This is a genomic window from Paraburkholderia azotifigens (assembly GCF_007995085.1).
GTDB classification, from domain to species: domain Bacteria; phylum Pseudomonadota; class Gammaproteobacteria; order Burkholderiales; family Burkholderiaceae; genus Paraburkholderia; species Paraburkholderia azotifigens.
This window is the reverse complement of record NZ_VOQS01000005.1, coordinates 132,176-159,055: the sequence shown is the minus strand read 5'-3', so window position 1 is coordinate 159,055 and position 26,880 is coordinate 132,176. Positions and strand designations below refer to the sequence as shown.

General features: G+C 55.5%; 22 protein-coding genes and 1 pseudogene. 16 read left to right on the top strand and 7 right to left on the bottom strand.

Annotation, left to right across the window (positions count from 1 at the left end; translation table 11 throughout):
- Positions 1 to 255 precede the first annotated feature (255 nt).
- Both FRZ40_RS46475 and FRZ40_RS32425 read left to right on the top strand, forming a co-directional pair.
- Positions 256 to 1,782, top strand: coding sequence for an SMODS domain-containing nucleotidyltransferase (locus tag FRZ40_RS46475; protein WP_205019825.1), 1,527 nt, complete (start codon positions 256 to 258; stop codon positions 1,780 to 1,782).
- Positions 1,751 to 1,957: a hypothetical protein gene (locus tag FRZ40_RS32425; protein WP_147236942.1), complete on the top strand. Its 207-nt coding sequence runs from the start codon at positions 1,751 to 1,753 to the stop codon at positions 1,955 to 1,957. Before FRZ40_RS46475 ends, FRZ40_RS32425 begins: the two co-directional genes overlap by 32 nt.
- Before the next feature lie 82 nt (positions 1,958 to 2,039).
- Here the strand turns inward: FRZ40_RS32425 and FRZ40_RS32420 are convergent, their stop codons facing one another.
- Both FRZ40_RS32420 and FRZ40_RS32415 read right to left on the bottom strand, forming a co-directional pair.
- The gene (locus FRZ40_RS32420) at positions 2,040 to 2,546 is read right to left on the bottom strand and encodes a hypothetical protein (RefSeq protein WP_147236941.1); all 507 of its coding nucleotides are present in this window, start codon (positions 2,544 to 2,546) and stop codon (positions 2,040 to 2,042) included.
- A gap of 117 nt (positions 2,547 to 2,663) precedes the next feature.
- Positions 2,664 to 3,575, bottom strand: coding sequence for an S-4TM family putative pore-forming effector (locus tag FRZ40_RS32415; protein WP_147236940.1), 912 nt, complete (start codon positions 3,573 to 3,575; stop codon positions 2,664 to 2,666).
- Positions 3,576 to 3,784: 209 nt separating this feature from the next.
- Between FRZ40_RS32415 and FRZ40_RS32410 the strand changes: the two genes are divergently transcribed.
- The gene (locus tag FRZ40_RS32410; RefSeq protein ID WP_240057410.1) at positions 3,785 to 5,041 is read left to right on the top strand and encodes an SMODS domain-containing nucleotidyltransferase; all 1,257 of its coding nucleotides are present in this window, start codon (positions 3,785 to 3,787) and stop codon (positions 5,039 to 5,041) included.
- Positions 5,038 to 5,484: a type II CBASS E2 protein gene (locus FRZ40_RS32405; RefSeq protein WP_147236939.1), complete on the top strand. Its 447-nt coding sequence runs from the start codon at positions 5,038 to 5,040 to the stop codon at positions 5,482 to 5,484. Before FRZ40_RS32410 ends, FRZ40_RS32405 begins: the two co-directional genes overlap by 4 nt.
- Positions 5,485 to 6,136: 652 nt before the next feature.
- On the opposite strand, the gene FRZ40_RS32400 is transcribed toward FRZ40_RS32405, so the two are convergent.
- Entirely contained in the window at positions 6,137 to 7,408 is a 1,272-nt protein-coding gene (locus FRZ40_RS32400; protein WP_147236938.1) for a hypothetical protein, read from the bottom strand.
- A 712-nt stretch (positions 7,409 to 8,120) separates the two neighbouring features.
- On the opposite strand from FRZ40_RS32400, the gene FRZ40_RS32395 reads away from it, so the two are divergent.
- Positions 8,121 to 9,638 (top strand): hypothetical protein, encoded by a 1,518-nt coding sequence (locus tag FRZ40_RS32395; protein WP_147236937.1) that lies wholly within the window; start codon positions 8,121 to 8,123, stop codon positions 9,636 to 9,638.
- Positions 9,639 to 10,092: 454 nt separating this feature from the next.
- On the opposite strand, the gene FRZ40_RS32390 is transcribed toward FRZ40_RS32395, so the two are convergent.
- On the bottom strand, positions 10,093 to 11,292 hold the full coding sequence (locus tag FRZ40_RS32390) for a hypothetical protein (RefSeq protein WP_147236936.1): 1,200 nt from the start codon (positions 11,290 to 11,292) through the stop codon (positions 10,093 to 10,095).
- Positions 11,293 to 11,765: 473 nt separating this feature from the next.
- On the opposite strand from FRZ40_RS32390, the gene FRZ40_RS45370 reads away from it, so the two are divergent.
- The 5 genes from FRZ40_RS45370 (at position 11,766) to FRZ40_RS32365 (ending at position 16,374) form a co-directional block, all read left to right on the top strand.
- On the top strand, positions 11,766 to 12,383 hold the full coding sequence (locus FRZ40_RS45370; protein WP_240057409.1) for a hypothetical protein: 618 nt from the start codon (positions 11,766 to 11,768) through the stop codon (positions 12,381 to 12,383).
- Between the two features lie 102 nt (positions 12,384 to 12,485).
- A complete protein-coding gene (locus FRZ40_RS32380; protein ID WP_147236935.1) occupies positions 12,486 to 13,574 on the top strand; it encodes a hypothetical protein in 1,089 nt (362 codons plus the stop codon).
- A 73-nt stretch (positions 13,575 to 13,647) separates the two neighbouring features.
- Positions 13,648 to 14,454, top strand: a complete 807-nt coding sequence (locus tag FRZ40_RS32375) for an IS5 family transposase (RefSeq protein ID WP_147233640.1) — start codon at positions 13,648 to 13,650, stop codon at positions 14,452 to 14,454.
- A gap of 218 nt (positions 14,455 to 14,672) precedes the next feature.
- Positions 14,673 to 15,734 carry a hypothetical protein gene (locus tag FRZ40_RS32370; protein ID WP_147236934.1) on the top strand — a complete coding sequence of 354 codons (1,062 nt, stop codon included), beginning with the start codon at positions 14,673 to 14,675 and terminating at the stop codon, positions 15,732 to 15,734.
- A gap of 106 nt (positions 15,735 to 15,840) precedes the next feature.
- Complete coding sequence (locus tag FRZ40_RS32365; RefSeq protein WP_147236933.1) at positions 15,841 to 16,374, top strand: hypothetical protein; 534 nt, start codon at positions 15,841 to 15,843, stop codon at positions 16,372 to 16,374.
- 32 nt (positions 16,375 to 16,406) lie between these two features.
- On the opposite strand, the gene FRZ40_RS32360 is transcribed toward FRZ40_RS32365, so the two are convergent.
- Both FRZ40_RS32360 and FRZ40_RS32355 read right to left on the bottom strand, forming a co-directional pair.
- The gene (locus tag FRZ40_RS32360) at positions 16,407 to 17,120 is read right to left on the bottom strand and encodes a UPF0149 family protein (RefSeq protein WP_240057536.1); all 714 of its coding nucleotides are present in this window, start codon (positions 17,118 to 17,120) and stop codon (positions 16,407 to 16,409) included.
- Positions 17,121 to 17,335: 215 nt separating this feature from the next.
- Positions 17,336 to 17,974, bottom strand: coding sequence for a hypothetical protein (locus FRZ40_RS32355; protein WP_147236932.1), 639 nt, complete (start codon positions 17,972 to 17,974; stop codon positions 17,336 to 17,338).
- Between the two features lie 512 nt (positions 17,975 to 18,486).
- On the opposite strand from FRZ40_RS32355, the gene dcm reads away from it, so the two are divergent.
- The 6 genes from dcm to FRZ40_RS32325 all read left to right on the top strand — a co-directional run bounded on the left by dcm (position 18,487) and on the right by FRZ40_RS32325 (position 26,360).
- Positions 18,487 to 19,824: a DNA (cytosine-5-)-methyltransferase gene (gene dcm / locus FRZ40_RS32350; RefSeq protein WP_147236931.1), complete on the top strand. Its 1,338-nt coding sequence runs from the start codon at positions 18,487 to 18,489 to the stop codon at positions 19,822 to 19,824.
- Between the two features lie 190 nt (positions 19,825 to 20,014).
- A complete protein-coding gene (locus FRZ40_RS32345; protein WP_147236930.1) occupies positions 20,015 to 21,172 on the top strand; it encodes a DNA cytosine methyltransferase in 1,158 nt (385 codons plus the stop codon).
- A gap of 484 nt (positions 21,173 to 21,656) precedes the next feature.
- Positions 21,657 to 22,505, top strand: coding sequence for a hypothetical protein (locus FRZ40_RS32340; RefSeq protein ID WP_147236929.1), 849 nt, complete (start codon positions 21,657 to 21,659; stop codon positions 22,503 to 22,505).
- Between the two features lie 1,371 nt (positions 22,506 to 23,876).
- Positions 23,877 to 25,166, top strand: coding sequence for a hypothetical protein (locus tag FRZ40_RS32335; RefSeq protein ID WP_240057408.1), 1,290 nt, complete (start codon positions 23,877 to 23,879; stop codon positions 25,164 to 25,166).
- 277 nt (positions 25,167 to 25,443) lie between these two features.
- On the top strand, positions 25,444 to 26,055 hold the full coding sequence (locus FRZ40_RS32330) for a hypothetical protein (RefSeq protein ID WP_147236927.1): 612 nt from the start codon (positions 25,444 to 25,446) through the stop codon (positions 26,053 to 26,055).
- Positions 26,052 to 26,360: an HNH endonuclease signature motif containing protein gene (locus FRZ40_RS32325; protein ID WP_158647059.1), complete on the top strand. Its 309-nt coding sequence runs from the start codon at positions 26,052 to 26,054 to the stop codon at positions 26,358 to 26,360. Before FRZ40_RS32330 ends, FRZ40_RS32325 begins: the two co-directional genes overlap by 4 nt.
- A 243-nt stretch (positions 26,361 to 26,603) precedes the next feature.
- Here FRZ40_RS32325 and FRZ40_RS32320 read toward each other — a convergent pair.
- Positions 26,604 to 26,783: pseudogene (locus tag FRZ40_RS32320) on the bottom strand (transposase); the annotation flags it as partial.
- Between the last annotated feature and the right edge of the window lie 97 nt (positions 26,784 to 26,880).

Here is a 26,880-nt window from a genome sequence, read left to right as displayed (position 1 = left end):
CGCGAGCTTCTGACTCTGCCGTGAACTACTAGCTCTGCGCGACTGGGACTGGTGTCGCGCCCCGATCCTTCTCCGAACGCGAGTCGTTTCGCAGGTTGTTACTGCGTAACGAACGTAGACCTATGGATCTTGATATCCGAACCTTCACCCCAAATTCCGCGAGCGTGCCAGCGGGCGGCGAACGAGGTGCTGCGCATAGGCGGCCGTATGCCTGTTGGTGACAGCGAAAAAGAAGATGCGAAGAGGACATAAGCCATGAGGCTCGTAGATCAATTCAAAACTTTCCTCGACGAGGAAGTCAACCTCAACAAAACCCGGATCGACCTGCTCACAACCAGTGTTGATGCAGTCAAGACAGCTATCAAGGGTTCTGACTGGAGTCCTAGAATTTTGAGCTTCGCCGCCCACGGTTCATGGGATCACGGAACTATCATCAAGCCGGTTTCGGGAGACGAATTCGACGCCGACCTGCTGGTTATCGTTGAATCTGTGGCTGGTTGGGAAGCGAAAGATTACGTTAACAAGCTAGGTGGAATGTTTGACGCTCACCACATCTACAAGGATAAGGTGCGTCGCTACTCGCACTGCGTAACCATTGAATATGCGGGCGATCGTCGCATTGACATCGCCCCGTGCGTCAAGGGTCGGCTCTTTCCGGATACGTACGAAGTCTGCAACCGCATTTCGAACGCGTTCGAGACGTCAGCGCCACTGGCGTACACCGACTGGGTAACGGGCCGCAACGCCATCGCCGGCGGCAACGATCTCAAAAAGGTCACACGACTGCTGAAGTATCTGCGAGATATCAAATCGAACTTCACATGTCCATCGTTTCTTTTCACGACGCTCGTTGGCTCTCTTATCTACGACACGGACAAAGATAGTGCCGCGTTTGCAGACACGCCTACCTGCCTGAAGACCGTGATGGGCCGCCTTGACGACTGGCTGCAGTGGCACCAGTCCGTGCCTACAGTTTTGAACCCTGTACTCTCTTCGGAGGTCCAGAGCCGTGTCTGGGACCAAACGCGGTACTCGAACTTTCGCGACAAGATTAATCTCTATCGCGGTTGGATTGACGACGCATACGACGAGACCGATCGCGATGAATCGATCGGCAAGTGGCAGCGAGTCTTCGGAGATGAGTTTGCCGCCAGCGAAGCCAAGGAATCCTCGCGCATCAGCGAATCCGTTGTCGCTGGAAGCAATACTGTCGCGCTTTTCGGGCAGTTCCGCGATCTTGTTGATCTGATCAGGCAGAAAGGTCGCGCAGCCCTACCGGCACGTATAACGCGCTTGCCATATGTTCGTCGACCCAAATGGCGTTCGGCGACGCAGCAACTCACCGTCAAAATCACGGCCGATCTGTTGACCTCCACACGGGGGCGTATCTTCGGGCGGTCGAGTCGCTCGACCCGTTGCAGCCTGGTCGCGCAGTCCGGTTCACCGCGACGAACAACGTCGGTGCGCCTTTTCCGAGCAGCTACAAGGTCGAATGGCGAGTCACAAACACCGACCGAGAAGCTTACAATGCGAACTCGCTGCGAGGTGATTTCTATCCCAGCGACTCAGGTTTTTCGAGGACGGAAGGTCTGTCCTATCGAGGCGTTCACTTCGTTGAGGCATTTTTGGTTGGAAAAAGCGACGGAAGGCTGTACGGCAAGTCAGAACCGTTCTATGTCGTTATCGGATGATCCGACTGCACATGCACAGGAATGGTATCTTATCTTTGCGCGTAGACGGGAGACCCCGCATGTTTTTAAAGTTTCGTGTCGATACAGATGAGCGTATTGTGTTGAAACGCGATGTGGAAACGGCGCTTGGCTTCAAAACCCAAGAGGTGCTGTTTCCAGATTTCCCCAAAACAACCAATGGGAAATCACTGGCCTTGGTCGGTTTCGAAACACCCAACGACTTTCTTGACCGATTCCCGGGTTGGCGAAGTTACATCGAACCGTGATCCTTGTTCAAGAATGGGCTCGACGTCAAGTCGCGGTACGGCAATCTCAGATTCGTTTTTCTTTATGGGATTCGAGATCGCATTATCGCGAGGTGTTTGCCTGAATCTCAGAAATGCTTCGCGCAAAGTTTCGTATATATGTTTCCCATAGCTGAACGCACTCCGCGGCCAGCTCGAGGGCATCGAAATGCTCGGGGCCGCTCACAACCGTATACTTGGACTGCATCACCTCTCCACCTCGACCTCCATCGCCAACAAGCCAGAAGGAAGTATTCCTCTCTCGTCCTGCGATCAGCGGCTGGCGAGCAGTTCGCAAGGACCGTGTCAATATGCAATGCTTGGATCCGTTTGCCAGATCCGCACAAATACGCAGCGCTTGATGACTGTCTATGTATGAGTCCACCTGTCGTGCGGTGATGCCGATATCGTTAAGGTGAATGATCCAGTCCCTGACGTGGTAGCAATGAATGAAGAACGAAATCACGTCATCATCGTAAGCCTCCGCGTCATGACCCGATGAAGAAAAGATACCTGCATAGATATCTTCTACTCTCTTGAGATACCTCTTCGTCCTTGCAAGTTGTTCCAATGAGTCTCTTCCTTTGTCCACAACGGTGCCACGCATGATAACCAACGACGAACGATACTGACTGTAGATACGGGCGGATAAAAAGGGATTCTCGAACAATCCGCAAAACCAGGCAAATCAGACTACTTTCACCGCCCTCGCCTTCTTGTACTCATCTACCCATGCATGCGCGCCTTCCAACATGTCGGACTCCAAGCCGGTACGCAATAAACCGTAGACCCAATCAAAGACTAGCGGACTGGTCGCGCGAAAGTTGAAAATCGCATCCTGCAACTCTCGTGTCTTGCTCTCGAATGAGACGTCATCGGCCGACCTCAATATCTCATCCCACAGTTTTTCCGATTCACCTTTCAGGCGTTCCACAGTCGTCGTAGTATCGACGTGACGATTACGCTCGCGAAGTAACCAGTTCACGATCGGCGTTAGTGGTGCACCAAATGTTAATACCGCATCAGGAAGTGCAAGTTGCAAATACAAGGCGAGCAAGATCGTGCTCACGACAATCGCAACGATCGCGCCTGTGAGTAACGAACTGTATTGCCGTCGTTGGCTGATATCGAACCGAAGATTGGAACGCTGGCACACGACCCGTCCGGCGGACAGTGGAATCTCATCAACGCTTGGCGAATACCAATCGCGGAACGTCCTTTCGATTCTCGCTTTCAACGGTCTCCGTGCGTACTTCGCGACATCTTCCGCGTCAACTTTGCCACCCGTGACGAATTTGTTGCGGCCGAGTTCATAAACCGAGCAGTCAAACTCTTCCTGAAGCTTGGCGCCCTCATTGAGGCTGCGCTTCACCCACCGATCGAAAAAGCTGGCGTCGAGCACCACCAGCAGCAGCGCGGCAATGGCTACGTACGGCCGACACTCAGGCCGCAGTGCGGCGGCCGTCGCACTGGCGACTGGCAGCAGCAACGTCACTCCGATTATCCACCCTTGCAGGGTCTTGACCTGGCCGTAAAGAACACGGCGAGCCTTTTGCAGCCGCAGCATATCCGCGGCATTCTGACGTGTCGCAATTCCCATAACTAACGTTCCGTACCGTTTGTAGCGCACCCAGTCATCACGAGCATCTTAGGCGAACGCTTAATCATTCATGAATTCCCGATGCGCAATTTTACCGGTTCGCGCATAAAACCACTATACTTGCCATCATATTATTCATCGACACAAGATATAGTGTACGCTATCGAAATACACATGCGATAGCGCCAGTCTGATTTCGGGGATATTCAATGCAGCGAGACCTCATCTCAAAACCCGCGCGGCGGGCGGGCGTGTCCCGCGCGATGTCCGATAATTTCTTTTTTCTACTGGACTCTATCGCGCAACAGCAGATTCCGACGTCGACACAGTTGGAACAGATTGAGTCCTCGTATAACAGCACAGCACAATTCCTGGCTCAGCGCGTCGAGTTCGACGGGTTGATCAAGCAGATCCATCCGCACGGCTCACGTCAACTGGGAACGATGGTCCGTCCGAAAGATGATTCCCGCGACGGCTTCGATATCGACCTGATTGCGCGCCTCGAACCGGCCGCGCTCCGACGATATGGCGATGAACGCGGGCCGGCCCGTCTGCTGAATCACTTTCAGGTCGCATTCGAAGAGTACGCAAACACGCACGGCCTGACACTGAAGAAGTGGGATCGTTGCGTCACGCTCTGCTACGCAGGTGGAATGTGTGCAGACATTGCTCCGGTCATTGACGACGACCCCGCGCACAGCAATCCGTACGGCGCGACGCATGCGCGGATTCCCGATAAGTCGGTTGCGCGCTTCGAATCCACGAACCCGCTCGGCTACACGAAATTTTTCAAGGAAAGAACGGCGATAGCAGCCAATTTGCAGGCGATCGAAGCTGCAGTGTTTGATTCCGTCAGAAAATCGGCGGAAATTGTACCGCTGAATGATCCCGACGAGGTGTTCGAGCCGTTGCTGTGCCGCATCGTGCAGGTGCTGAAGCTCCATCGAAATGTGAGTTTCGGCGGCAGCAGCGGCGTACAAGACTACGCGCCATCGTCGATTTTCATCACGACACTTGCCGCTCATGCGTACGCCGAGAAGGCACCCATTTTCCACACGACGCCGCTCGAACTGCTGCTGGACGTTGTGGAAGCCATGCCTACCAAGTTCGTGAGCACTTCAGACGGACGGAAAGAATTCTGGGAACTGCCCAACCCGGCGGCGCCGGCCAGCAACCTCGCGGAAGATATGAACACCACGGAACGCCAACAAGCGTTTCGTCAATGGATCGCAAAGCTGGTGGACGACATCGAGCGCATTCTCGCGGTTATCGAAGAACGTAAAGGCATCGATTCGGTGATCGATGAGGTTCGACTAGTTTTTGGGCAACGCCCGGCGAAGGCCGTCGAAAAAGCTCTTCTCGAGAAACAACAGAAAGAACGCGCTGCAGGCAAGGCGACTTTCTTTACTGGGACTGCCATGCCTGTGACAGTTCAATCGCGTAAGCACAATTTTTTCGGGACATGACGACCCGTCGCAATGCTCCGATGCCGACCTTGGAGCACCACGCGCGTGAGCTGCAAGCCCTCGCCCTGCCGGGCGCCCAACTCACGCGGATTCGTGGCGTCGAGCTACGCTATTGTTTCGAGATTGCCCCGTCACCTTTCTCGCAACTATACAAATGTCTGCTGGTGATCCGGCGTAACGGTTTCCCCGACATGTACGTGATCTCTCCAGACATCGTGGCATCAAATGCTGGGAAGCCGCCGCCTCATATCTACAAGTACGACCGCCCCAAGACAAAGCTCTGTCTCTGGTGGCCAAAAGCCCGAGAGTGGCGCCGCGACATGAAGTTTGCTGAAACGTACATCCCATGGGCCGCCGAATGGCTTTTCCACTACGAGTATTGGCTTGCAACGGGTGTTTGGGAGGGCGGCGGAGTTCATCCGCCAGGGCCCAAAGAGCCGTGACGCTACAAACCAGCAGCAAGCAGCAAAGCGTCGGGGTTCCGGTCCTCGACGCGACCTCGCGCTTCTTCTACCCTTTACTTCCGCACCGTGCACGCTCACCAGGTGCGTTTCCGGGGGGGCATCGCTACATTAGCGACCAGCAACGGCGTGAAGCGTGCTAGCAGGGGAAATCCCCGCCCTCTCTGAGTTGCCGGCGAATGCTGCGGATGGGGGCACAAGCTGCGGCATCGACTCTCGTAGACTTAAATCGACGAATCAGCCATGTTGACCAGCTCTTCCTGTTGACTCAGGCGGCTTACAACCTGACTCGCATGCGCACGCTCGCCGCGAAAGCGGCATAGGCGCAACATGCGGCGCGGAAATGGCATTGTGTCCACCTGAATGAAATGAAAGGTTTCGAGCACTAAAGCGATATCAACCCAATCGGCGCAGCGACTCAATGAAACGAAGTGCTCAAGCCGGCAAGGTGTTTTTCAACAGCCTGCTAGTGGTCGAGTCCGGCCAATATTGACGTGTAGTTCGCGCCTCACCAATATCGTGAGAACGCTGCAGAAGGTCCGAGCAAGAGTATCCGGAATGGTGAACAGCCCAACGTTCCGACTTTTTCACCATCTCCGTTGCAACCACACTCGGACCTAACCGTCCCCTTCGGCTAGTGGAGCGTGTGCCCCGCACTTGCAAAGTCCGGAAAGACACTCGTATCGTGGCGTGCCGGAGCAGAACCTGCAATCGCACTCAACGCGTCATTTATCATCTCAGCTGTCGGTGTAAACAGCAGGTTCACCTGCACGTAACTCAGTGGAATACCCGGAACATCAGATGTCGCCTGCTTCTCCACAAATCCGCTACCAGCCAGATATGCAGCCGCATCTGACAAGCCATCAGGATGCGACAGGCATCCTGCACGGAACGTACTAATCACGTCACTCTGCCCTTCCAGCTTCCACGGAACGAATACGGCTTCCTTGCCTTGAGTCAACATGAACCCTACTTCCCCACATTTTTTCATGTTGTCAATCGTTCGCCAGACTTCCGGATCAGCGGAATCCGCGAGCCAGTAAACCTGTGCCGAGCCCGATTGCATTCGAAACGACAGCACCAGGCGGTCGCCCACTTTGAAATTTCCAAAGCCGAAGCACCCGTCCGTCCTTGATGCTTCCACGAACCGCTTGACGTCAATGGTACCGGTGAGGACAGGCGCTTCTGGGTTCATTTTTGCCGCCGACGAGGACATATCCGCGAAATCGCGAGCCTTATGTACCATTCCAAGGGGTACCAAAGGACGCAACGTTTGAGCGCCTGGCTGCCGCGGCGAACCCGCTTCGCTACCTGACGAGCCTCGAACAAATGGGTGTGCCGGGTCGCTCTCATCACTCCGGCGAATTGCTCCGTTAGTCAAAACCTGGACTTCGACTGCTGGAGTACATGTCAAGCCAACCTCCTTCTGCAACTGCGTGCGCGCATATTGTTCTAGCGCCTGATGCTCCAGCGCAGACTGAACAAATCGCTTGTACATTTTGGATTTTGGTTTCTGACTCTGGCTGAGCAGGCGCTCGATAATCTGAATACCGTCGTCCGCCAGACTGCAGCCACTGACGGCAACACCTCCGGCTGCCCTCACCACCACAACGAAGCAGCGCTTACGCATCCAAATCTCCAGTGAACGCCGCAAAGCGGGGTCAGACGGGTCCATCAGTACGTAGTGAAATCTGTTGTCGCCCGTCCTGTTCTCAACGAACAGGACGGGCGCCTTCGGATTGTCAATCGCCCCGACCCTGAAACTTCCCTTGCCAAGCCACGCGTCAGAATCGGCCGCACAAACAAGACACGGGTCTCCGATGAATGGGTCCAGCGACTCGGAACCGCCGCCGGCGTACGTGGAAAGATATACGGATGCCTGTTTTTGAGTAATGTTGCTTTTCATTTTTTAAATACGTGTTTTGCGCTCTCATGAATTACATGCCGCACATCTTATTTTCCGCGGGCCGAAAAGGCAACATAGTGATTAACCCATATTTGCGGATAAAAAATGCACCAAGCTGAAGCGCGATGGGTAAATCGCATTCGCTGACTTTTTATCTCGAATTTATACGCAACGTGAAATATGGACGAAGAGCCTGGTCGGATACAGCCCAGAAGAGCGTTCACTGCTGCCAGCCCACGATGCATAAGTATTTATGCAACCCACTGTTATCGTTGATGTTCTTCTGCCGATCTTACAGTCAACGAGATCACGCGACCGTTCCCTGCTCCCTCACCGAGACGTTGATTCGTACCCAAAAAATTGCACTCAAATCTCGGTAAATGCGCTCGTCCACGAATACAACATAGTGACTAATCCATATTTTTATCGCATTTAAAAATCGAAAAAACACACGATAGTGATTCACACCATGCTGAAACATGCGATCTTTGCGAACTGTCAATCGTCTCTCTAGTAACAAATGGCGACCGGTCGTGGGGAACGCACGAAAAGCCGTGAAAGAAAGGCGCTGAGTTTTAAGAGACAAGTTGAACGAAAGTCGACACGCGCGCTACCCAGCAACAGTTAGCTCGTGGCGCGGGATCTCGGACTGGATAAAACGCGGAGCCTATAGAAAACAGACTCCAAGTTCACCAACAGGGTAAGACCTCCAATGACAAAAGAAAACGCAGACCTTCTGCTCAAAGACGCCCTCCTAGCAGCCACTTCGCATCTGGCGCTGCTCGATGACTCTATCTCGACGGGCATTTACCGAGCCCCGACAAACCTGCTGATGTGGATCCTTCGAAAACAGAATCCCAGGTTGACGTTCCAGATATACAAAGAAGGACTCGCAGACAAACTCATCACGTTGCTCGACGAATACACAAAGTTGCGCGAGTTCTCGACTCAGTTCGTCGACCGGGATGAATATGACCCGTACTGCTGGAACATCCCCGAACATCGCGTTCAGTTCGAACACCTTGAATATGCGCTAACCGAATCGGACGCACCGGTTTCACAAGAATTTCGCGACATTTTCGCGAAGGCAGCGCTCAACATCGCGCAGCGACCCGACATCGACGGTCGGCTGAATCGGGCTGAGCGAGCCCTTAGGCATGAATTCCGTCGGCCGGTGAAACCTCTCTGGTTCGACCACGAATGGGCAACTCGCGCCCCCAGATTCGAGATGGCCGCTCCCCCTACCGACAATGTCGAAGCTGCCGTGAACTGGGCCTTCCGACATCTGACACGTATGGACAACGGACGCGAGGACCATTTCTGGCAAACAGTCGACATAAACGTCGTGACCGAATGGTTGCAACAGGACAAACCCGACCTCGTGAGGGCTTTGCACGCTGAGGACCGCATCGATGAGTTTCACGTCGCTGCCACACGTCTGCTCGAATCGTATATCCGCATCCAGGTTGTCTGGGCAGCGCTCGGTTACTATGTGCGCGGGCAGATTACGATGCACAGTGACCGCGCTCTCGCTATCCGTATCATCAAATTGATGATGTCGACAATGCCCGATGACATGGTTCACGGAGTTTCAGCAGAAGACGTCTACGCGATGTTCAGCTGCCGCCTGCGTCCGTCACATCCGAACGAAACGCAAGCCGTCTATGAGACCGATTGGAGCAGCGCGGCGATCAGTCGACTTCGTGCCGATGCGCCTTCTGGCAACACTCTCTTTCTAATCGACCGTATGGAGTTGCCGAAGTCTCTCTGGCACCTCTCCGGCGAGCGGCACTGCCTCGCGGTACGCTTGCCGGAAGACTGGCGTCAGCATCGGGACTGGCTCGCAAAGGATGATGGCCCGTGCCCATTCTTTTCAAGACGTCAGAACGATGAAACCCGGAGCCACTTGAAGGTGAACGGTTCATTCTGGATGCCCTACGACGATGCAATGCTTGCTCTCGCGCAATTCCGGTCGGACCTACCCGTTGCGTACGTTTTCGAGAAAGTGGTAATTCTTGTTGTGTACCGGTTCAATCGCTTCACGGATTTCGCGTCGATGACGCGGTCCCATCCGAGATACCGGGACTGTTACAAGCTAAACGATGGGGACTGGACCTACGCGGCCGAGAGCCAGACCTTGTCCCGACCCGACGGCAGCCAACTCAAGCCAACCATTTTTGACACCATCGAGTTCGGTTTGAGTATCAATCGCACGGCCGCTACACGGTAGTTGCCAAGCTAACGGCTCAGTGAATGCGCCGTGATATCGAGCCACCGATGTCTCTCTCGGGACGGCTCCTGCTGCCTACCGTCAGTGACAACCGCGTGTTGGATCCGCAAGTCAGGGGGCGTATGAGCTACGCGCCCGAACGATGGAATCGTCTGTGAGCTTCGCGGAGATTAAGGCGAAGGAAGTTCCCGCCTTGGCTTTCGGATGAGACTCGCCGCAGGCCATGCGTAACGAGCGGTGCGCTGCCGACACTGACTTCGATTACCACGTCCGAGGGCATGGATCGGTTGAAAGCGAGGAGATCCGCCCTCTCTGCTTGCGCTTGCACGCTGGAAACGCGATAGGTTCGAGGTTTTCCACATCCTCTGGCTGATCGGACAGTCTGGGTACTGTTCTCGCGGAATCGCTGTCAGGCCAGGCCGACAGGTCGTCGGCACTGGCAGGGCAATCGATATCAAAACGGTATCGAATCGTTCCAGACACGCTCTATGTAGTCAGGGAGGAGGTAAAACGGTGTTTCCGGGATAACCGGCATTGCACGAATCTCGGCAATCACGACAGCGTCTCCTGTTCCTCTCGCATTCGCCTCCTCAACCATTGCTTCATCGCCCTCGACAGCGTTGGTATCGCTTGTCTGGATAGTGCCACTACGTACATCGTCGATGAAATCGTTCCCGTACGCGGTCGGGTTCCATTCGTACTCGACCAGCCACATCTTCTCTCCTACCAGAAAAACAATCGGGATAAAGTTGCGGAACTTGAGCAGCAGCTCGTCATTGCGCAGAACCGGGATTGCTATTCTCCCCTCCGACAGCGCAAGATAGTGCTCAGGTTGCTCACAACTAGTGTCGACAAGCCTGGCAACGCGGGCACCCTGAATGAGAAAATCCAACGTAGTGTCTTCTGGCATCCTCATAACAAGCACATATCTCTCGGACGTAAGCGAGTACAGCTCCTCGCTAAACGCGCGTCGTTTGACAAGAAAAGCCGTTCCAAGCGGAGCATCGTTCACTTTGCCCCAATCGGACCACCGACCGCACTGTTCCGTGAGTCTCGTGTGAAGCGCGATGCGCTCATTGTTATGACGGTTTGAGTGTCTCAGGCGCAGGAAGCGGTCAACAAGCAATGCAACCATCGTTGGCAAATCCTCGGTATGTGTCAAACGCCCGCTATCGATGTCACTTGCGACACCTGGGAAATACGATTCCGTGTCGACGTCAGACAGCTCGTATATCTCCTCGCGGTCGCCCCCCTCTTCGAGACGAAACGGCATCACCAGAGAGGTCTGCAATGACCAGAAATAGCTTATCAAGTACCTTTGCGCGAGGGCTCTCGCCGCTGAGAATCTTCCACAGTATTCCAGTAGTTGCTGCTTGAACACGTCATATGCGCCAATCCGAATCACACATCGATGCAAATTTGGGTGGTCTTCCTTCAGCCATTGCTCGAGAAGCGAAGCATTAATGTTTCTGTAAAAAATCCACCGACCTTCGTTGACGCGAATCAGTTCATTCACGTAGTCCATCGCGCTTCGAACCAGATACTCAGCCTCAGCTTCTTGACTACGTAGCGCATCTACGACACTGGCGCTGCTGCCCGCTTGCTCGGGCTTGTTGATATCGGGCGAACCGTATTCGTTTGGTGAGTTTTTCATGTCTGCGAGTTGAGTACGAAAAGCAAGTATTTCACCCAGTTTTATCCGCCCTCACGAAGGCTGCCCCCGCCTCCATCCAGCGAGGCCGTCAGCGAGGTCATTGAATCACGTGTTCAATGCCCGTTCGCCCTCTGTCGGCCTTCGACGCCTCCCGCAAAATCTAGAGAAGCAAGAGACTTTTGCTGCACGCGATCTAAGACCTCCCTCGTCGAAACAAGGTAACGCGGTGTGCACCGTTTCGCCCGTCGGGCAGTACGCGTAGAGATTAGCCCCGACACCAGTAGAGGTCGAAATTCGCAATTATCTGAGTGCAAAGGAAAAACGGCCGTTGATGACTTATTGCTTGCGCCGCCTGATCAGGCTCGTATAAATATTTATCTAAATTATTGATTTTGTTGATTTTTCTTCTTGAAGGAAGTAGTATTCTGAGAAATCGTTCTGTAACATTACGGCTAATATCTTAAGCACTACGTATGACTATTCACCACCACACCGGGCTTCCCAACATTCATTCCTATACCGCCGACGCCCTGGTCGGTTATCTGCGGGATTGCAAGATGAAAGCATCAGACCTCGTCTCGATGAATCTCGCTCTCGCGCTCGAATACGTGTACAAGCCACAACTGAGATTCTGGCGCGATTTCGAGATTTCGCTTGTTACCGACGCGTTGGACCAACATCTTCCGGACTGGCGTACGGCCATTAATGAAACGGCAACCCACGCGGCTGAAGACCTGATCAAGGAGATCGAAGACCTCCTCCGGTTGAACGCTTTCGATGAGTCAAATGCCGAGCGCATGCTTGCCATGCACGAGGACGAACGCCCGTCCGATACCGCGACGGCCTTCGAATGGATTCATGCCGAACTGACACGGCAAGGCCTGCATGACGACGCCGCCTACGCCGCTCGTGACGGATATCGTTGTGGAGAAGCTGCATTGGAAATCATCTACTGCCTGGAAAAAGCTGCTCAAGGATTTCACGGCGAACGGGTCGGCACGGGCGTCGCACGTTTCTATCGAAGCGCGGTCATGAATGAAACCTATCGTACCGCCGTTTCGCCGCTTGAGCGGAGCCCTACTGAAACCTGAGCCGAGTGGTGAAAATCACCTTGCTTACACCTCGGAGTTTTGACCTCCAACCGTGGTTAAAACTTGGTGGAATACGTTAATTTACGCAAGTTTCGATACCCCATGATTGTTTCCTCACAACCAGACAATATCGCCGCTCACATCACTGACTCCCGCCGTGCGGCCGATCGTGCCGCAGAAGGACGGACTGGGTCGATTGTCAGATATGCCCTGAACACCGCAATTGAACTCATCAATTGCTACGAATGCGGGGGTGAGTTTTATGAGCATCTTGACTCGCCAATCGTCGAGGAGTGGTTGGCGCACGACTATCCTGCACTTGTCCACCAACTTCATACGGCGCATTCTTATGAAGAGTTCAGACAGCACCTCAATGCATATTGCGCAAAACTGTCGGCTGCGGGCTATATTGCTGATGCGTTTCTACACGAAGAGTTCTATGCGCGTTACGAACCGCGAGCCTATGAGAGCGAGCGGTTCTTTCCAGGTGTTTTACAGAAAATCTGGGACGGTCGACTGAGGGACGTCGAGGAGCTTCCTTCCTCTGTTGCGCTGATTGTTGACCGCTTTTGCCGCCGCAGTGACATTGCGCGGCACGACAACTCGGCAATCGCCCTCCACTCCCACCTTCGCTGCGACGGATGGGGCCGGTGCGACCTTGCTTCGGCGCAAACTGCACCAGCCGGAACTACGTTCCTTCTCCGAGAGGAGCATTTCCCTTGGCACCTTGCCGTTCATACTTTCGAAAAATATGCACTTTTTATCAAAGCCCCCACTGGTCTCAAGGCATCTTCGCTCATAAATCCGCATCGTCCAAGCTGCATCACGGTGCGCGGCGATTCCGGAACCATCGAACCGTGGTTCCTGGTACCTGGTGGTCAGTTTCTAATCTCTCTTTTCCGTAACGAGCAAGCCTTGTTGCTGTTTCGAACCTTCCTACCAGTGGTATTTCTGCTAGACGATGAAATCCTCCTAGTCGAGTACCCGTGGAGTCCAATGGCGTTCGGGCGCAGGCTCCTTGCCCAGATGCGCGAAGAACTGACATGGACGGAAAGCTGCTTTGCATCCGACAGCTTCGCGAACGCAACTATCGCCTCCGAAGTGCTGCCCATGCCCCTTCTGCACGGGCCTGAACCCCTTCCCGTTCGTCATATGCCTGACGGGCCGTGGGAAGACTCGATTCCTTTCTGATGGGTAGCCAGAATTGGATTTTCGCCGCTAGAGCGTGTTAGGCACTTGCTGCCAAACCTGGTAACCTGGCGGAATGAGCAAACGCCGCCCCTACCCAACGGATGTATCGGATGAAGAATGGCACTTCGCCGCGCCGTATTTGACCTTGATGAACAAAGACGCACCGCAGCGTCGATACGAACTGCGCGAAATGTTCAACGCGCTTCGCTGGATCGTGCGCGCGGGTGCACCCTGGCGCCTGTTGCCCAATGACTTCCCGCCGTGGGAGATGGTCTATCAGCAAACGCAACGCTGGATTCAGGCGGGTTGTTTCGAGGCCATGGTCAGCGATTTGCGTTCGATCATACGAGTCGCACAGGGGCGCCAGGGGCAGCCCAGCGCGGTGATTCTCGATGGGCGCACGCTGCAGTCGACGTGCGAGAGCGGGCCGCGAGCCGGTTATGACGGATACAAGCGCAAACAAGGCAGCAAGGTCCATATGGCCGTCGATACTCTGGGGCAGTTGCTTGCTGTGCATGTAACACCAGCCAATGAACAGGAGCGTGCACAGGTCGGCGAGCTTGCGCGTCAGGTCCAGCAGGCCACCGGCCAGACAGTGAAAGTCGCGTTTGCCGATCAGGGATATACCGGCGAGGAACCTGCGCAGGCCGCGCTTGACGAGGGAATTGAGCTTCAAGTGATCAAACTGGCGGAAGCGAAAAAGGGCTTTGTCCTGTTGCCGCGCCGCTGGGTTGTAGAGCGCAGCTTCGGCTGGTTGAATCGCTTTCGTCGACTCGCGCGCGATTACGAGCGCTTGCCAGAAACACTTGCCGGGCTTCACTTCGTCATCTTTGCCGTTCTGATGCTCGTCCATTTCGGAAACCTCACCAAAAGTGCCTAACACGCTCTAACTGAGCCACGCAGCTATCTCGTTCCAGAAATTGGTCCAGTTCGCATTTCATGACCTCGATGTTCCACGTGGTCATGCCCAGGTTGATCCGCAGGCAGTCCCCATCGCAATGGCGGCGCTTCAGCTTTCAGGGGCGGTACAAGAGACTGCCGAAGACGGCTAAAAGACCTCGCTATACAACTTTTCGAGCAAGAAGGACATCTATCACTATGCACTACCCCGAAGACTTCGAACTACCGGTCCCAGAAGCCATCACGCTGTCCGAGTTGCTTTTCGAACTTGAGAAGGAAGTATCAGAGGTTGCATCGACCGACGGCCGATACCTCTCGGCCTGGCAAAACCTTACCCCTGCTTCCGCGATTGAGTTCCTGATGCATCGCCGATACGACATTGAGGAACGTTGCCGGTGGTCGGACGACGATATCCTCGAGGCCTATGTCAGCGTCGCTCCCGTTTTCCTTCGGGACATGTGCCGCGTCGCCACGTTGGTTGAGGCGGCGCTGAACGGAAAGCCCTTCGACGATCCCGTGCTTCCTGCGACTCCGAATCAGCAACACGACTCGCAGTTACCGGGCCATATCAGTGAACAGGAAGCCGCACTTTGTTCGACAGACATTGGGGCGTCGTATGACCGCTTGCTTTCTCTGGCATTGAACGTTCGAACCGTGAAACCTGAAGCGACCGCAGGGATGACCACGTGGACTGCCGAAACGTCGAAGTCTATCGAAGAAATCAGAGCGAGCGACTTCGCGGACCGGACTGTTTATCTGCTCCGTGATTTCCTACTTCCTTCGCCTTTGCAAAAAGTCATGTCGCGCCGGCATCTCGCCATCAAGGTGTCTGACGAATGGATGAGCAAGTACGTGATGACCCACGTGACACACGATGCTCCGTCGCTTGCTGTCGTTCATCGACCGCATGAGGGGTCAATCCTCGTGCTTGAACTCGCATCCGGGACCATCAGGCTGGATGCGACACGAATGGCCAGTCATTTGCGCGAATTCGATACTGAGATGCCCATCTTGTTCATTTCGAGCGATTTGTGCGCTCTGGCCGTGCATCGGTTTAACGCCCTTGTTGATGGCAACATTATCGAAGATTTTGCGCGTCGCCCTGAATCACATGAACTCCTTCCCCAGCGAGACACCTTCGCGAGGTTGCCCGACGGCTTCGCCGTTGTGGCTGAGGAGCGATTTAGCGTATTCGACTGCTGGCACACGGAACGTCCACTGACTGAGGACCCGGACAAACTCGAGGATATTCCGTTCTAAGAGATGTGTCACGTCCCTGCTACGAGTGCTCGGAAACGACGTAGCTATACATACATGCGCACGATGCGACCGAGTTCAGGCCACGAAAAAACTAAGGAATTTCAAGATGTCGTACGCAGCTACCAGCAATTTTGACGACGATTTCGATGAGGATGACTTCATGGAGGCATTCGTGGAGTCAATCCGTGCAGAAGCGGCTAAGGCAGCATTCCCCGCTTTCTATGTGGTCCCACTTTCAGACGTTTCTGGTGATTCCGATGACGAAGATACGGACTGCCTTGTGGCTGTGTTGCCCGTCGACAAGCGGGCTATCGAGTTCAGGTCGGAGCACCTGTGCGGGGAAGCGCGCGTGCAGCCCAACGGTATTCATGTCGGATGTTTGCTTCTCGCTGACGGGAAGGTTCCTGTTTCCGAAGTTGTTTTTTTCGAGATGGAGCTGAGCAAACGCGATGAATTTAATGTGCTATGGATCATCACCGATTACCACTATCACACGACATACGATATCACCAACGATGTTCGTGAAAGCATGGCTGAAGCGTCTCGCATCGCCGATGCACTTAACGCCCCGCCGAGTGCCGACCACGCCAGCGTCTTCGAGGTCTTTCAGCTTACTGAACGATGTTTGCACTATGACTGACGATACACTCATCGTGGGGCCGGCGGCAGCGATCAGTGAAGGTCCGCTGCCGCTCCGCAACACTTCTTGAATTTCTTTCCGCTTCCGCAAGGGCACGGATCATTGCGCCCGATCTTCGGTGTCGTGCGCTCAATAGTCGTAGCTATTTGCCTCTCCTGAACGGCCTTTCGATAAGGCAACCAATATCGGTAGATCGCGGCGACGCCTGCAGGAATTGCCTTCGCCAGCTCCTCCCGCTGAGCTGGCCACCTCATCAACCCCTCTTCCTCTTGAGACACATGGTTAGCACCTAGCAGATAGATGGAACGCATCCAGGCTTGGCCCTGCGCATCGTCAAAGAGTGGCTGCCAAGCCTGCCGGGACAGTTCGATGCCTTGCATGAAACCGTGTGCCCAGGCTTCGCCATCGACGTATGCGCGAGGGTCGTCCGGGTACGTCGTCTCATGGAACATTGGCTCGAAAGCATCCGCATCGGCCTGCAGACTCCAGATAATGCCGTTGTAGTGGCGCAAGATCAGGTCGAGGATGTGTTGTCCCTGTTCCGCTGTCTGAAAGTGTGGCGCATCCTCCTCAGCAGAGCCCCATATCCCGGGAAGCCATTTGCTCGGTTGCAAGGTAGCCGGTCCCACGACAAGGGCCGTCAGGTATCCGTCGAGCATATCCAGCATCATCGCTTCATCAGATACCTCGTCCGACATGAGGAACCGATCTAGCTCATCCAGCTCCTCATCAGACAAGGGAGCCATCATTCGCATGGGACTGGAAGCCGACATGTGCGTGATATGCGGAGGAAAAGAAGACATTCTACATCGCACTCGCAATTTCGAAGCACTTCGATGCCTCCGCTTCCCGCGATCGTAGGCAGCGGCCCTCGCGTCGCCGCTGACGCGGGAAATCACGTTTCCGCGTAGCGCTTTCGACGACGAAACGCTGACCCCACGCGTCTTCCGCGCGGTTTGCGTTACTGCTTGGTTTCGATTTTCGAATTGCGCGCTTCGTTCCACGCAGAGAAGTCCGCGTGAAGCTTTTCTGCGGCCATCACTACGCCGCGCGTTGCCAAGATTGCCACCTGCGAATAGGTCACGGGACTGCTGACGAGGATGCTCGGATCGCCCTCATGGATCGTCCCGCCTGCAATGCGCGCCATAGCCTCCTGGAGAAATGGCTTCCCTTTCATCCCCAATTCTTTTCGATATTTGTCGATACCAAGTCTGGACCGAACGCCAAAGGGCTGAAGCCACGAGTCAGAATCGCTCTCCAGTGAAAATGCAATCTGCTCTGTGCGCCTCATGTTGTCGATCGCTTTCCAAACCTCAGAGTCGGTAGGATCAGCCAGCCATTTGAAGAGAGCACCTCCCAGTTGCACGGTCACCGTCACAATAATGCAGGCATCCGACTCGAACGCGCCGAAGGCGATACCCGCGTCTCCAGCCAGGTGCGGCGCCAATTTCGCGGGATCGACTGTCATCACGAAAACTGGTGCACTCGCACGCAGCGCCGCCGCACCTTCGGCAATTTCAACCATCTCCCCAGCTCGGGCAAGTCGCCCGAACTGAAGCAAATCACCCTGTTCCGCTGCCTCAAACTTCTTAAATTCCATGTTTCCGCCCAGTAGGATTTCCGTTGCGCTCACCCGATTGCAATGCGACGCATACTAACGGTATTACACAAACATGGCAATGCTTATCAATTGGCAAATAGAAAATGAATAATTCCTTATCAAATAATTTTCTATCGCCTTTAGTTCTTTTCAATTCTCGCCGATTTGACGGTCACGCTTAGCCGACGGATCGGGAGTCGTCGACCACACTTAAACGATATACCCCACGTTGTTGCCTTTCTCGTTGTTCAGCATAGCCCTGCGTTGCACTTGCCAGATACAGGTGTTGCGATCCACCGAAAAGGCATTCACTCGCTCAGGAACAAATGGTCAGTATGTGCGTTGACAGATAAGGCCAGTGCGCGGGCTCTGGTTTCCGGACTACTTAAACAGCGCGCTGTCGATTCCCCCTGCGACTTTGATAGCGGCGCTGCCCCCCGCAACCAACAACCTTCGAGATACCGCGATAAAAAGCATCGCTGCACTTGTTTCCAACACAACGAGGAAACAAGATGGCAGCGCAAGAGAAACAAGCAAAGGAACAACTGAACGTGGTGGAACTGTTCGCAGGTGTTGGCGGGTTCCGCCTGGGTCTCGAGGCGGTGCACGGCTCTCCGTACAAGGTCACGCTCTCGAATCAGTTCGAACCGTCACGTAAACGTCAGCATGCAAGCGACATCTACCGGAAGCATTGGCCGACGGGGGCGCATATCAACCAGGACATTTTCACAGTGCTCGCATCGGAGTCTGGGCGCGAGGCCGTCCGTAACGCCGGTCCTGACGTGCTCGTAGGAGGTTTTCCGTGTCAAGACTACAGCGTGGCCAAGCCGCTCTCGTCATCCGATGGACTCGCAGGGAAAAAAGGCGTCCTGTGGTGGTCGATCGCCCAGCTACTCAGGCAATGTCTGGACAACGGGACGCCGGTCAAATATCTTGTTCTCGAGAATGTCGACCGCATACTCGCGTCGCCTGCTTCGTGCCGAGGGCGCGACTTCGCAGTTATCCTTGCAACGCTCAATTCTCTCGGATATGCAGCAGAATGGAGAATCATCAATGCGGCGGACTACGGTCATGCCCAGCGACGTCGACGAGCATTCATCGTGGCGTATCACGAAAGCACGAGTATCTACAAGCATCAGTTGGCAACCCTGGGCGCGAACGCGTCACAATGGCAACCAGCCTCTGTCCTGACGTCGGCATTTCCATGCGAGGTAACTAATCCGCTTGACGCGGTCGAACCAGCGTTGACGCTGCGCGCCGACCCTTTCGACGAGCAACTGTCCTACCGTCCTCTGTCGAACGGAAAATCCCGCTTCTCGAACTCTGGCTTGATGCTCGGCGGGCGTGTCCACACCGTCAGTGTGCGGGCCGCGCAAATCGCTGACTTCAGTGAGTATTGCGGGCACGCCGCCCCGTTGACGCTCGGTGACGTCATTCACCAAACCGGGCTCGTGGCCACCGACTTTTACGTGAAGCCGGAACAGGAGGCCGCGTGGAGAGCTACCAAAGGAGCCAAAACCATCCCGCGCAACAAGGGCGGCTTTGACTACACGTACTCCGAGGGCGCGATGCTATTTCCGGACGCACTCGACAAGCCCGCTCGGACCATTATCACGTCGGAAGGAGGGAGCTCGCCGTCGAGAACGAAACATGCAATTCGGGAAGCGAGCGGACGTATCCGGCGGCTGACACCGGAGGAGCTGGAGCAACTCAATGGATTTCCGCGCGGATTCACCGCTCACCCCGGCGTTTCGGATGTCACGCGCGCAATGTTGATGGGCAATGCGCTCGTAGTCGGGCTCGTACGTCGAATCGGCGAGGCGCTCTATCGCGCTCATCTTCGGTCGTAGGCCGAACGCCGGAAGTCTCGCAGGCGATCTTCTCCGTCTGGTCTTCGGGCGCCGCCCCCTTTGCGGGGCGCTATGGCTATCCAGACGCACCACAGACGCCTCAAGATGCGTTGTTCAAGGCGCACCTCACCGCGCCGCCTCACCCGGCTAAAAACAGCGGCTACACGAGTTTTCTTTCAGAACTCGTGCCATGTCCACAACCCATCAGCGCTCTTACGGCAACCCGCCTGAGCCCCGTCACCACACCCACCGTCCTGCCGAACGCCAGTTTTCTTGCGCCGAACTTTTCGCGGGATGCGGCGGGATGGCGACAGGCCTGTCGCAAGCTGGCTTCCATCACGTCGCGATGGCCGAATTCAACAAGCAGGCGTGCTCAACGTTACGCCATCACTTCGTCGAAGATACCGAGCAATCGTCGCCATCGATTCTCGAAGACGACGTACGAAACATCGACTGGACAGCGCTCAGTAACGTCGATCTCGTGGCAGGAGGTCCTCCATGCCAACCTTTCTCAGCTGGCGGCCTGTCGGCGGGGAAAGCCGACCACCGAGACATGTGGCCCGAGGCAATCCGGGCGGTCCGCCAAATGCGACCGCGTGCATTTCTGTTTGAAAACGTGAAAGGACTTCTTCGTCCCTCGTTCGCGCCGTACCTTGCTAGCATCGTCGACGCCTTGAAACGCGGAGGACATCCCGATGCAGTTCCGGAGGCATACGAAGTAGCCATGATTCCCGTGAATGCCGCCGACTATGGCGCAGCCCAAAAGCGCGAGCGAGTCCTGATTGCCGGTATTCGGCGCGACGTTGGCACCCTTCGCCCGTTCCCCGCCCCAACTCACTCAGCCGCCAGACTGGTTTGGGACAAGTGGATGTCCGGGACGTACTGGCAGAGACACGGTCTCTCCCGACCGGGCACTATCCGTCACGCCGACCGAAAGCTGCTTTCCTCCCTCACCGAGTCCGGTCATGAACCGCACGTTCTACCGTGGCAAACCTGTCGCGATGCATTCGCTGGCCTTGGCGAACCATCACCTGCGGGCCGACTTAGTGGGCACGAGCCGCGCGGGTTCGGCAAGCAGTATCCCGGGCATACCGGAAGCGAACTGGACGCGCCCGCGAAAGCCCTGAAGGCCGGCGTTCATGGCGTGCCTGGAGGGGAAAATATGGTCATTCTCGACGACGGGCGCGCCCGACACTTCACGGTACGCGAAGCAGCCCGACTTCAGGGGATGCCTGACGCGTTTCTACCGACGGGTTCCTGGTCGCAAGCTATGCGTCAGCTCGGGAACGCGGTGCCGGCCCAATTGGCTGAAGTCGCAGGCTCATGGATAGCAGACATGCTGTCTTAAGGCCCGAGTCCATTTCATGCGGTCACGGATGGCCCCGATCCAACCGCACTAGCTCGTCGACACGCCACAAGGAAATTCCAGGACATCGAGCGCGCTCCCGCGTCCAAGGGAAGCATACAGCCTGGGCCATCAAGCTACCCTGTCTCGGCTAAAACGTCGCGCTATGTGTCGAGATCTCGGGGCCAGCCTTGCTGGCGGTCTATTTTTTTGTTTTCGTTCGTACAATACTTACGCCAGTAATTTTACACAGTCCTACCCCTGCGGCTGCACAACTCGCGCTCATCGCGCTCAACCATGCGAGCGTCCTACTCCGGGACCTCGTGCGCAGAAACCCAGAGTACCTCTCTTATCTTGTTGAGCCAGGCGCCATTGCGTTCTGGCTATATGAAGACAATCCCGACTTCGCAGGCGCGCTAAAAGGATCGGACTCCGTCGGTATTTCGAACGCCGCCTCGGCCGATACCTGACTCTGGCCGAGCGGAGCGTGACGCTGTTTCGCGCGATGGAGGGGCACGCCCAGCATGCAGCATCGTGGCAGTCAGCGCAGGATTGCGCAAACGAGCACCTCAATCATGCTCTGGCAAAAACATTTCCGGGCTGGAACACGGCGGACGTGCAAGATACGGTTCCTGACGCCACGCTGGTGATGCGGTCATTGCGAGACTTCACATGGACTTGGAATAGCGAAGAGCGCGTAGCCCTAGCTCCGAAACGCCATCGCGTCGGGAATCTCTCGCCGGCCCTCGCGCTCGCTCGTGAACACGCCGAAGCGCAGCCCGACACGTGCTTCCTGCTACATAGCTCCGAGCTTCCAGATACGATGCGTGAGCTAGTCGCGGAGCGCTACTGCGTCGTGGTCCCGCTCGCTGCTGTATTTGATGAATCGTGGATTTTCCATTCCAGCACGGAAAACTTCTCGTTTGAACCGCTAGTCTTCACTGACGCCCCAACGTGCAACGACGTTCGCATGATGCTCACTGCAGAACAGCGGGTCATGTTCGACTATGAGACGCTGGCAGGACCGGTCTTTCGTCGGTTTCGAGCTGAGCTACTCGTAGTCTACGCGAGCCGCTCCTCATGCACGCTGGTCAATTATCCGGTGCAACCATTCCATCTCGACTGTGGCTTTCGCATTGCTCACACAGAGCTCGACCTCGGCGGCTTTTTCGACTCCAAGATACCGTTCGAAAACCTGGTCCGCGACCTTCACCGCGACCTGCTTCCACGCCACGCTTACGTAATTCGTGCGGTCCATGACTTGACGGGCGAAAACGCAGGTTCCGTCGAGTGGCCTATCCTGCCGCACTGGACACGCGATGACATCGCAGACTAAAGCTCGGAACGTCCAATGAAACCCCCATGGATGCGAACACTCGTCCTTGCCGGGAGCGTTCTTGAATGCCGTGTATAGCAGAGCAGCACATCAGCCATATCGTCGCCGCGCAACATTGGCTAGATCCCGATGCGCTTGTAGATTGTTTTCAGAACCTTTTTGGGATCCGCGAACGCGAGGATGCGGCAAAGTTTCTCAATTGCGACGCACCGTCTCTCGTCCCAAATTACCTTGTCAGGAAGTGTCGGCAGCTGAACACCTCATCGGTCATCGCCGCATACCGGACCTGCGCGGCTGGAACTTGTTTTTCGAGCATCAGGAACCTCTACGTCTCGCAGTCTGAGTACCCGTTCGACATCGGTTCCCTGGCGCGGCGCACCTCGATCGGTGCGAGCGCCGATATTCGTGCGATCCGTCCACGATAGGATGCCTCGGTCATCACCCAATCGGGTCACATCGCGTCACGCAGCACGACTGCGGCCACCGAAACGTTCTCACTTCAATATTTTCGCGACCGGTACCCGAATCCGAAAAGGCTTCAGAAAGCATCACTATCGACGCGGGTGTCGAACAAGATGCAGATCGCGCCACCGCCTCCTCGACCGTCCAATGGTGCTGTCAGTCGCCGGCAACGGCTCTTTGAGAAGCGCGTAGCCGACGCCGCATTCGAACAGAGCCTCATCAAGGCAGACGCCGTTCCCGCGCGCCTCAACATCAGCAAAATCGAATACGAGTGTTGGCGGTACATCCGCCGCATCCCGATTTTAGCCTACCGAGAGGTTCGGAAGGCGGGGCGAACTGTGCGGATGGCAGTACACCATCCAGATGTTATCGCCAGCATTACGCCCGAGCAGATCGCGCAATGGCGAGAAGCTGATGCACAGGCTAGGCGCGGCGATCGACGTCGAACTTCGCGATTTAGCTCGCGGATCAATCAAGAAACCACGCAACCGTTAGCTTTGTATGCAGGTTAAGGCGTTGCGTAGCTTGGGCCTGCCATATAGAGCGGCTGTTGCGTTTGATTGTCGACGACTCTTGCATACGATTGCCAGGCGGGCGTCATGGGTGACCGCTCAAAGGCCCGTCCCACCGGATTGCCCACATGTTCCGCACATCGGCAGCAGCCATGCAGGAACGTTCATCGGGCGTGAACTGCATGTCAGCTGTCAGTACTGGATACGTCCGCTGACCGGCTGTTTTTTGCCACACCGGCTCGTCTATAATTGGAATATCCAGAATCCACACCGCATGGAGCCGCATTCTATGAGCCAAGCCCGCGGGCGATATGCGGGACCCCGACGCCACGGCCAAGGCCAAGGCCAACCTCATCATGAGAAAATTTCTCCGCCTCAACGGCAAAGACCATCGTACGTGAAGGCGTCTGCCAAAGACTCCGCCCAGATTGCCTCTATCTTCGCGACACGGTCGTTCCAGTTTCTGGTCAACGCTGTGGGCGCAGAGAATATCGCCATCGCACTCGAATCGAACATGGGGCGCGTGGCTGAGTTATTGAAAGGTGAAAGATTCACGCCTGAGACTGCCTTTCACATGGAAACCACGCTCGGGTTACCGCATGGCTTCTTTGACCAGCCTAACCCTGCGCTCACGGAGGAGACCATCGCCCGTCTGAAGTCACCGCTCGACTTCGTTCAAATCAATGAAGCAGTCGACGCAGAGTCCGAAGCGCCCGCGCCGCCTGCCGCCAAAACTGCCAATCAAGCGGCGGCTTCAGCAGTCAGTGTGTCCGAGGAAACACAAATGCCAAAGAAAGTAGCTGGCGGGTCAGCGGGAACCGTCAAAAACAGTCAAAGTGCGATGACCAAACAACAGCTTAAGACTCGTGGCCCGCGCAAAGATTCGACTACAAAAGACGCGGCGTCTACTAAAGCGCTACAACAGCGCCCCCTGGCACTGAACGACAGTGGCGAAGTGGAGAACATCCGACGCACTAATCTCCATCTTCTCACGAGCCGGAACGGATCGAAAGTACGACTTGGTGTGATTATGGACATGAGCGGATTCAACATCGCTGATCGACTCCACGGCAAGAAGCGCATGGACAGTGTTGAGACAAACCGCTTTACGGAACGACTCGGATTGCCAGTCGGCTGGCTGGACAGCCCGCGAACGGAAGCCGAAATTCCAGAATCCGTTTCCGTTATGCTTGCCCCTGCTCCACGTGCGCGTGCGCGTGCGTCAGTAAAGCAAGACACGCCGCCGGCGCCAGTAACGGATGGCATACAGAGGAAACCCATCAGCCAGGAGGCCCGCACGAGGCGCAAGCGTTCGACCACCATGGGCGATTCGAAACATCCTTCACCCGTTCCTGCGCATGTTGGGGAACAAAGAGAAACGACCATCGCCAGCTCCGAAGCTCCCGTAAATGACCTAGCCGTCGATCTTGCCAGCCGTTTATCGGCAGGAAGTCATGCGGAAGCTCCGGTAGCCCCAGCGGTACCGGCTGGGTCGATGCCTGCCGCTGCGCCTTCGCATCAAGACTTGCCTCCGGTGCCCTTCACCTCCTCGACCAGCCTGGACAATTTGCAGGGTATTGCGCCGATAGCAGAAGCATTGATCAAGACGCTCGCAGGCAAAGCACGCACGGGTCGACTTGACGAACTGAAAGCCCTGGAACTTCTGCAGCAAGCGATCTTGTTGTAGTCATCGCAGGGGATGGCGGCGTCGATCAACGCCGTTCATTCGCGATGACTTGCAGTCGAATGTCTGTTTCTGGGAATAGCGGACTAGCATAATCGACCCGGTGCCGACAGTCGGGCCGCCAGAGGCGCAACGGCGGGTTTCAAAGTCGAGCAGTCGCTCGGCATGGCCACTCGATGCGAACTCGATCGTTCTGAACTGGTGTTACACCGGATTAAGAGCATCTGAAACCGTACTGATGTAGGATTATTTTCGTCCAATTTTGTCATTCCAAGCCACCATGTATGAAGCAGAAACGATAAAGAGCTACCAAGACCGGTATCCCGAGTGCGGGCGAGCGTTTCTCGTTACCGGAAAGCCTGGTGATGCCGAACTCGACAGACTGAATCGTGACTTCGTCAAGAAAAATGAGACTGGCAGTTGGGATGTGGCTCCCAATCGCGTTTCCCGCGGCGACCTTATGTTTGTCGTGCTTCCCACCCTACCGACGTCGGCCTCACATACGTCGGACGGCTACCCACGCACGCTTTTCGCAGGCGTTGTAACCGGATCACGGCCTAACGGGGATCGCACAATTTTCGAGGTAGATAAATTCCGGAAACTCCCCTTGATCGATAGTGGGATCAAGGCATTCCTGGAAGGAAAGGCGCCACCTCAAGGTAACAAGGTTCTGCAAGTTTGGGGACCGAAGGCAACCCGCAAATCAAACCTTGGTACCGGCAGCGCGACCTTACCTTCGGATAGTGCCGAGACAATCCATACGGATCTCGAAGCGATTGGCCGGCGCTCGGATCTCAAGCCGACTCAGCGCGAAGCTTTGATTAAAGCCCGACTGGGTCAGGGCATCTATCGCAAGAAGATGTTGAAATTGTGGGGGGCAAATGCGCGGTGACCGGTCTTACCATCCGGTCAGCTCTGATTGCGAGTCATGCCAAGTGCTGGAACGACAGCACTGATGAACAGCGTCTGGATCCGTTCAATGGGCTACCGCTTATTGCTACGCTAGACAAACTCTTCGACAACCACCTGATTGCTTTCGCACCGGAGACCGGCAAAATGCAGATCTCTCACCGGGTCACAAAGGCGGATCGCGCGATCCTCGGCATTCCCGCGAACTTGCGAGAAGTCCCCAACAAACAGCAGGCATACTATCTCAGGCTTCACCTAGGCATGTTCAAATCGAAGAATGGCCGTTGACCGGGGGGCGACGCCACTTGACTGCGGGCGGCCGTTTCGCTTGCGAGGAGGGGGCCGAGTCGCGCGAACAGGCCCGCTGTTAAGGAAGGTCTGCACAACTCGTTTTTCGGCGCGATGTTCTTTCGCATCAGTCACAGCCCGACCGCAGATGGTGGTGACTTGGGGTGAAGAGCGCCAGGTATCACCGTCTGTCCCACGCTATGGCGACGAAACCTGTCGACCTGTCGCCACACCGATCTGATTTCAAGACTTCCATAACGCACTGCGCGCCATCCATAAGTTGCTCAACGCAAACAACGTGGTTATCTGAGCGGTATTTTTCATCAAACCACGATAACGCGTCTTCGCATAACCGAACTGCCTCTTGATGACGCGAAACGGGTGCTCGACCTTGGCTCGAATTCCCGCCTTCAGCCGTTCGATCTCATCGTATATCGGATCCAGACGATCGCTTCGATCCAGCATTCGTCGCTTGCCCGGTCTCATGTTTCGGAGACCTCCCTCGCTGCAAAAAACGGAG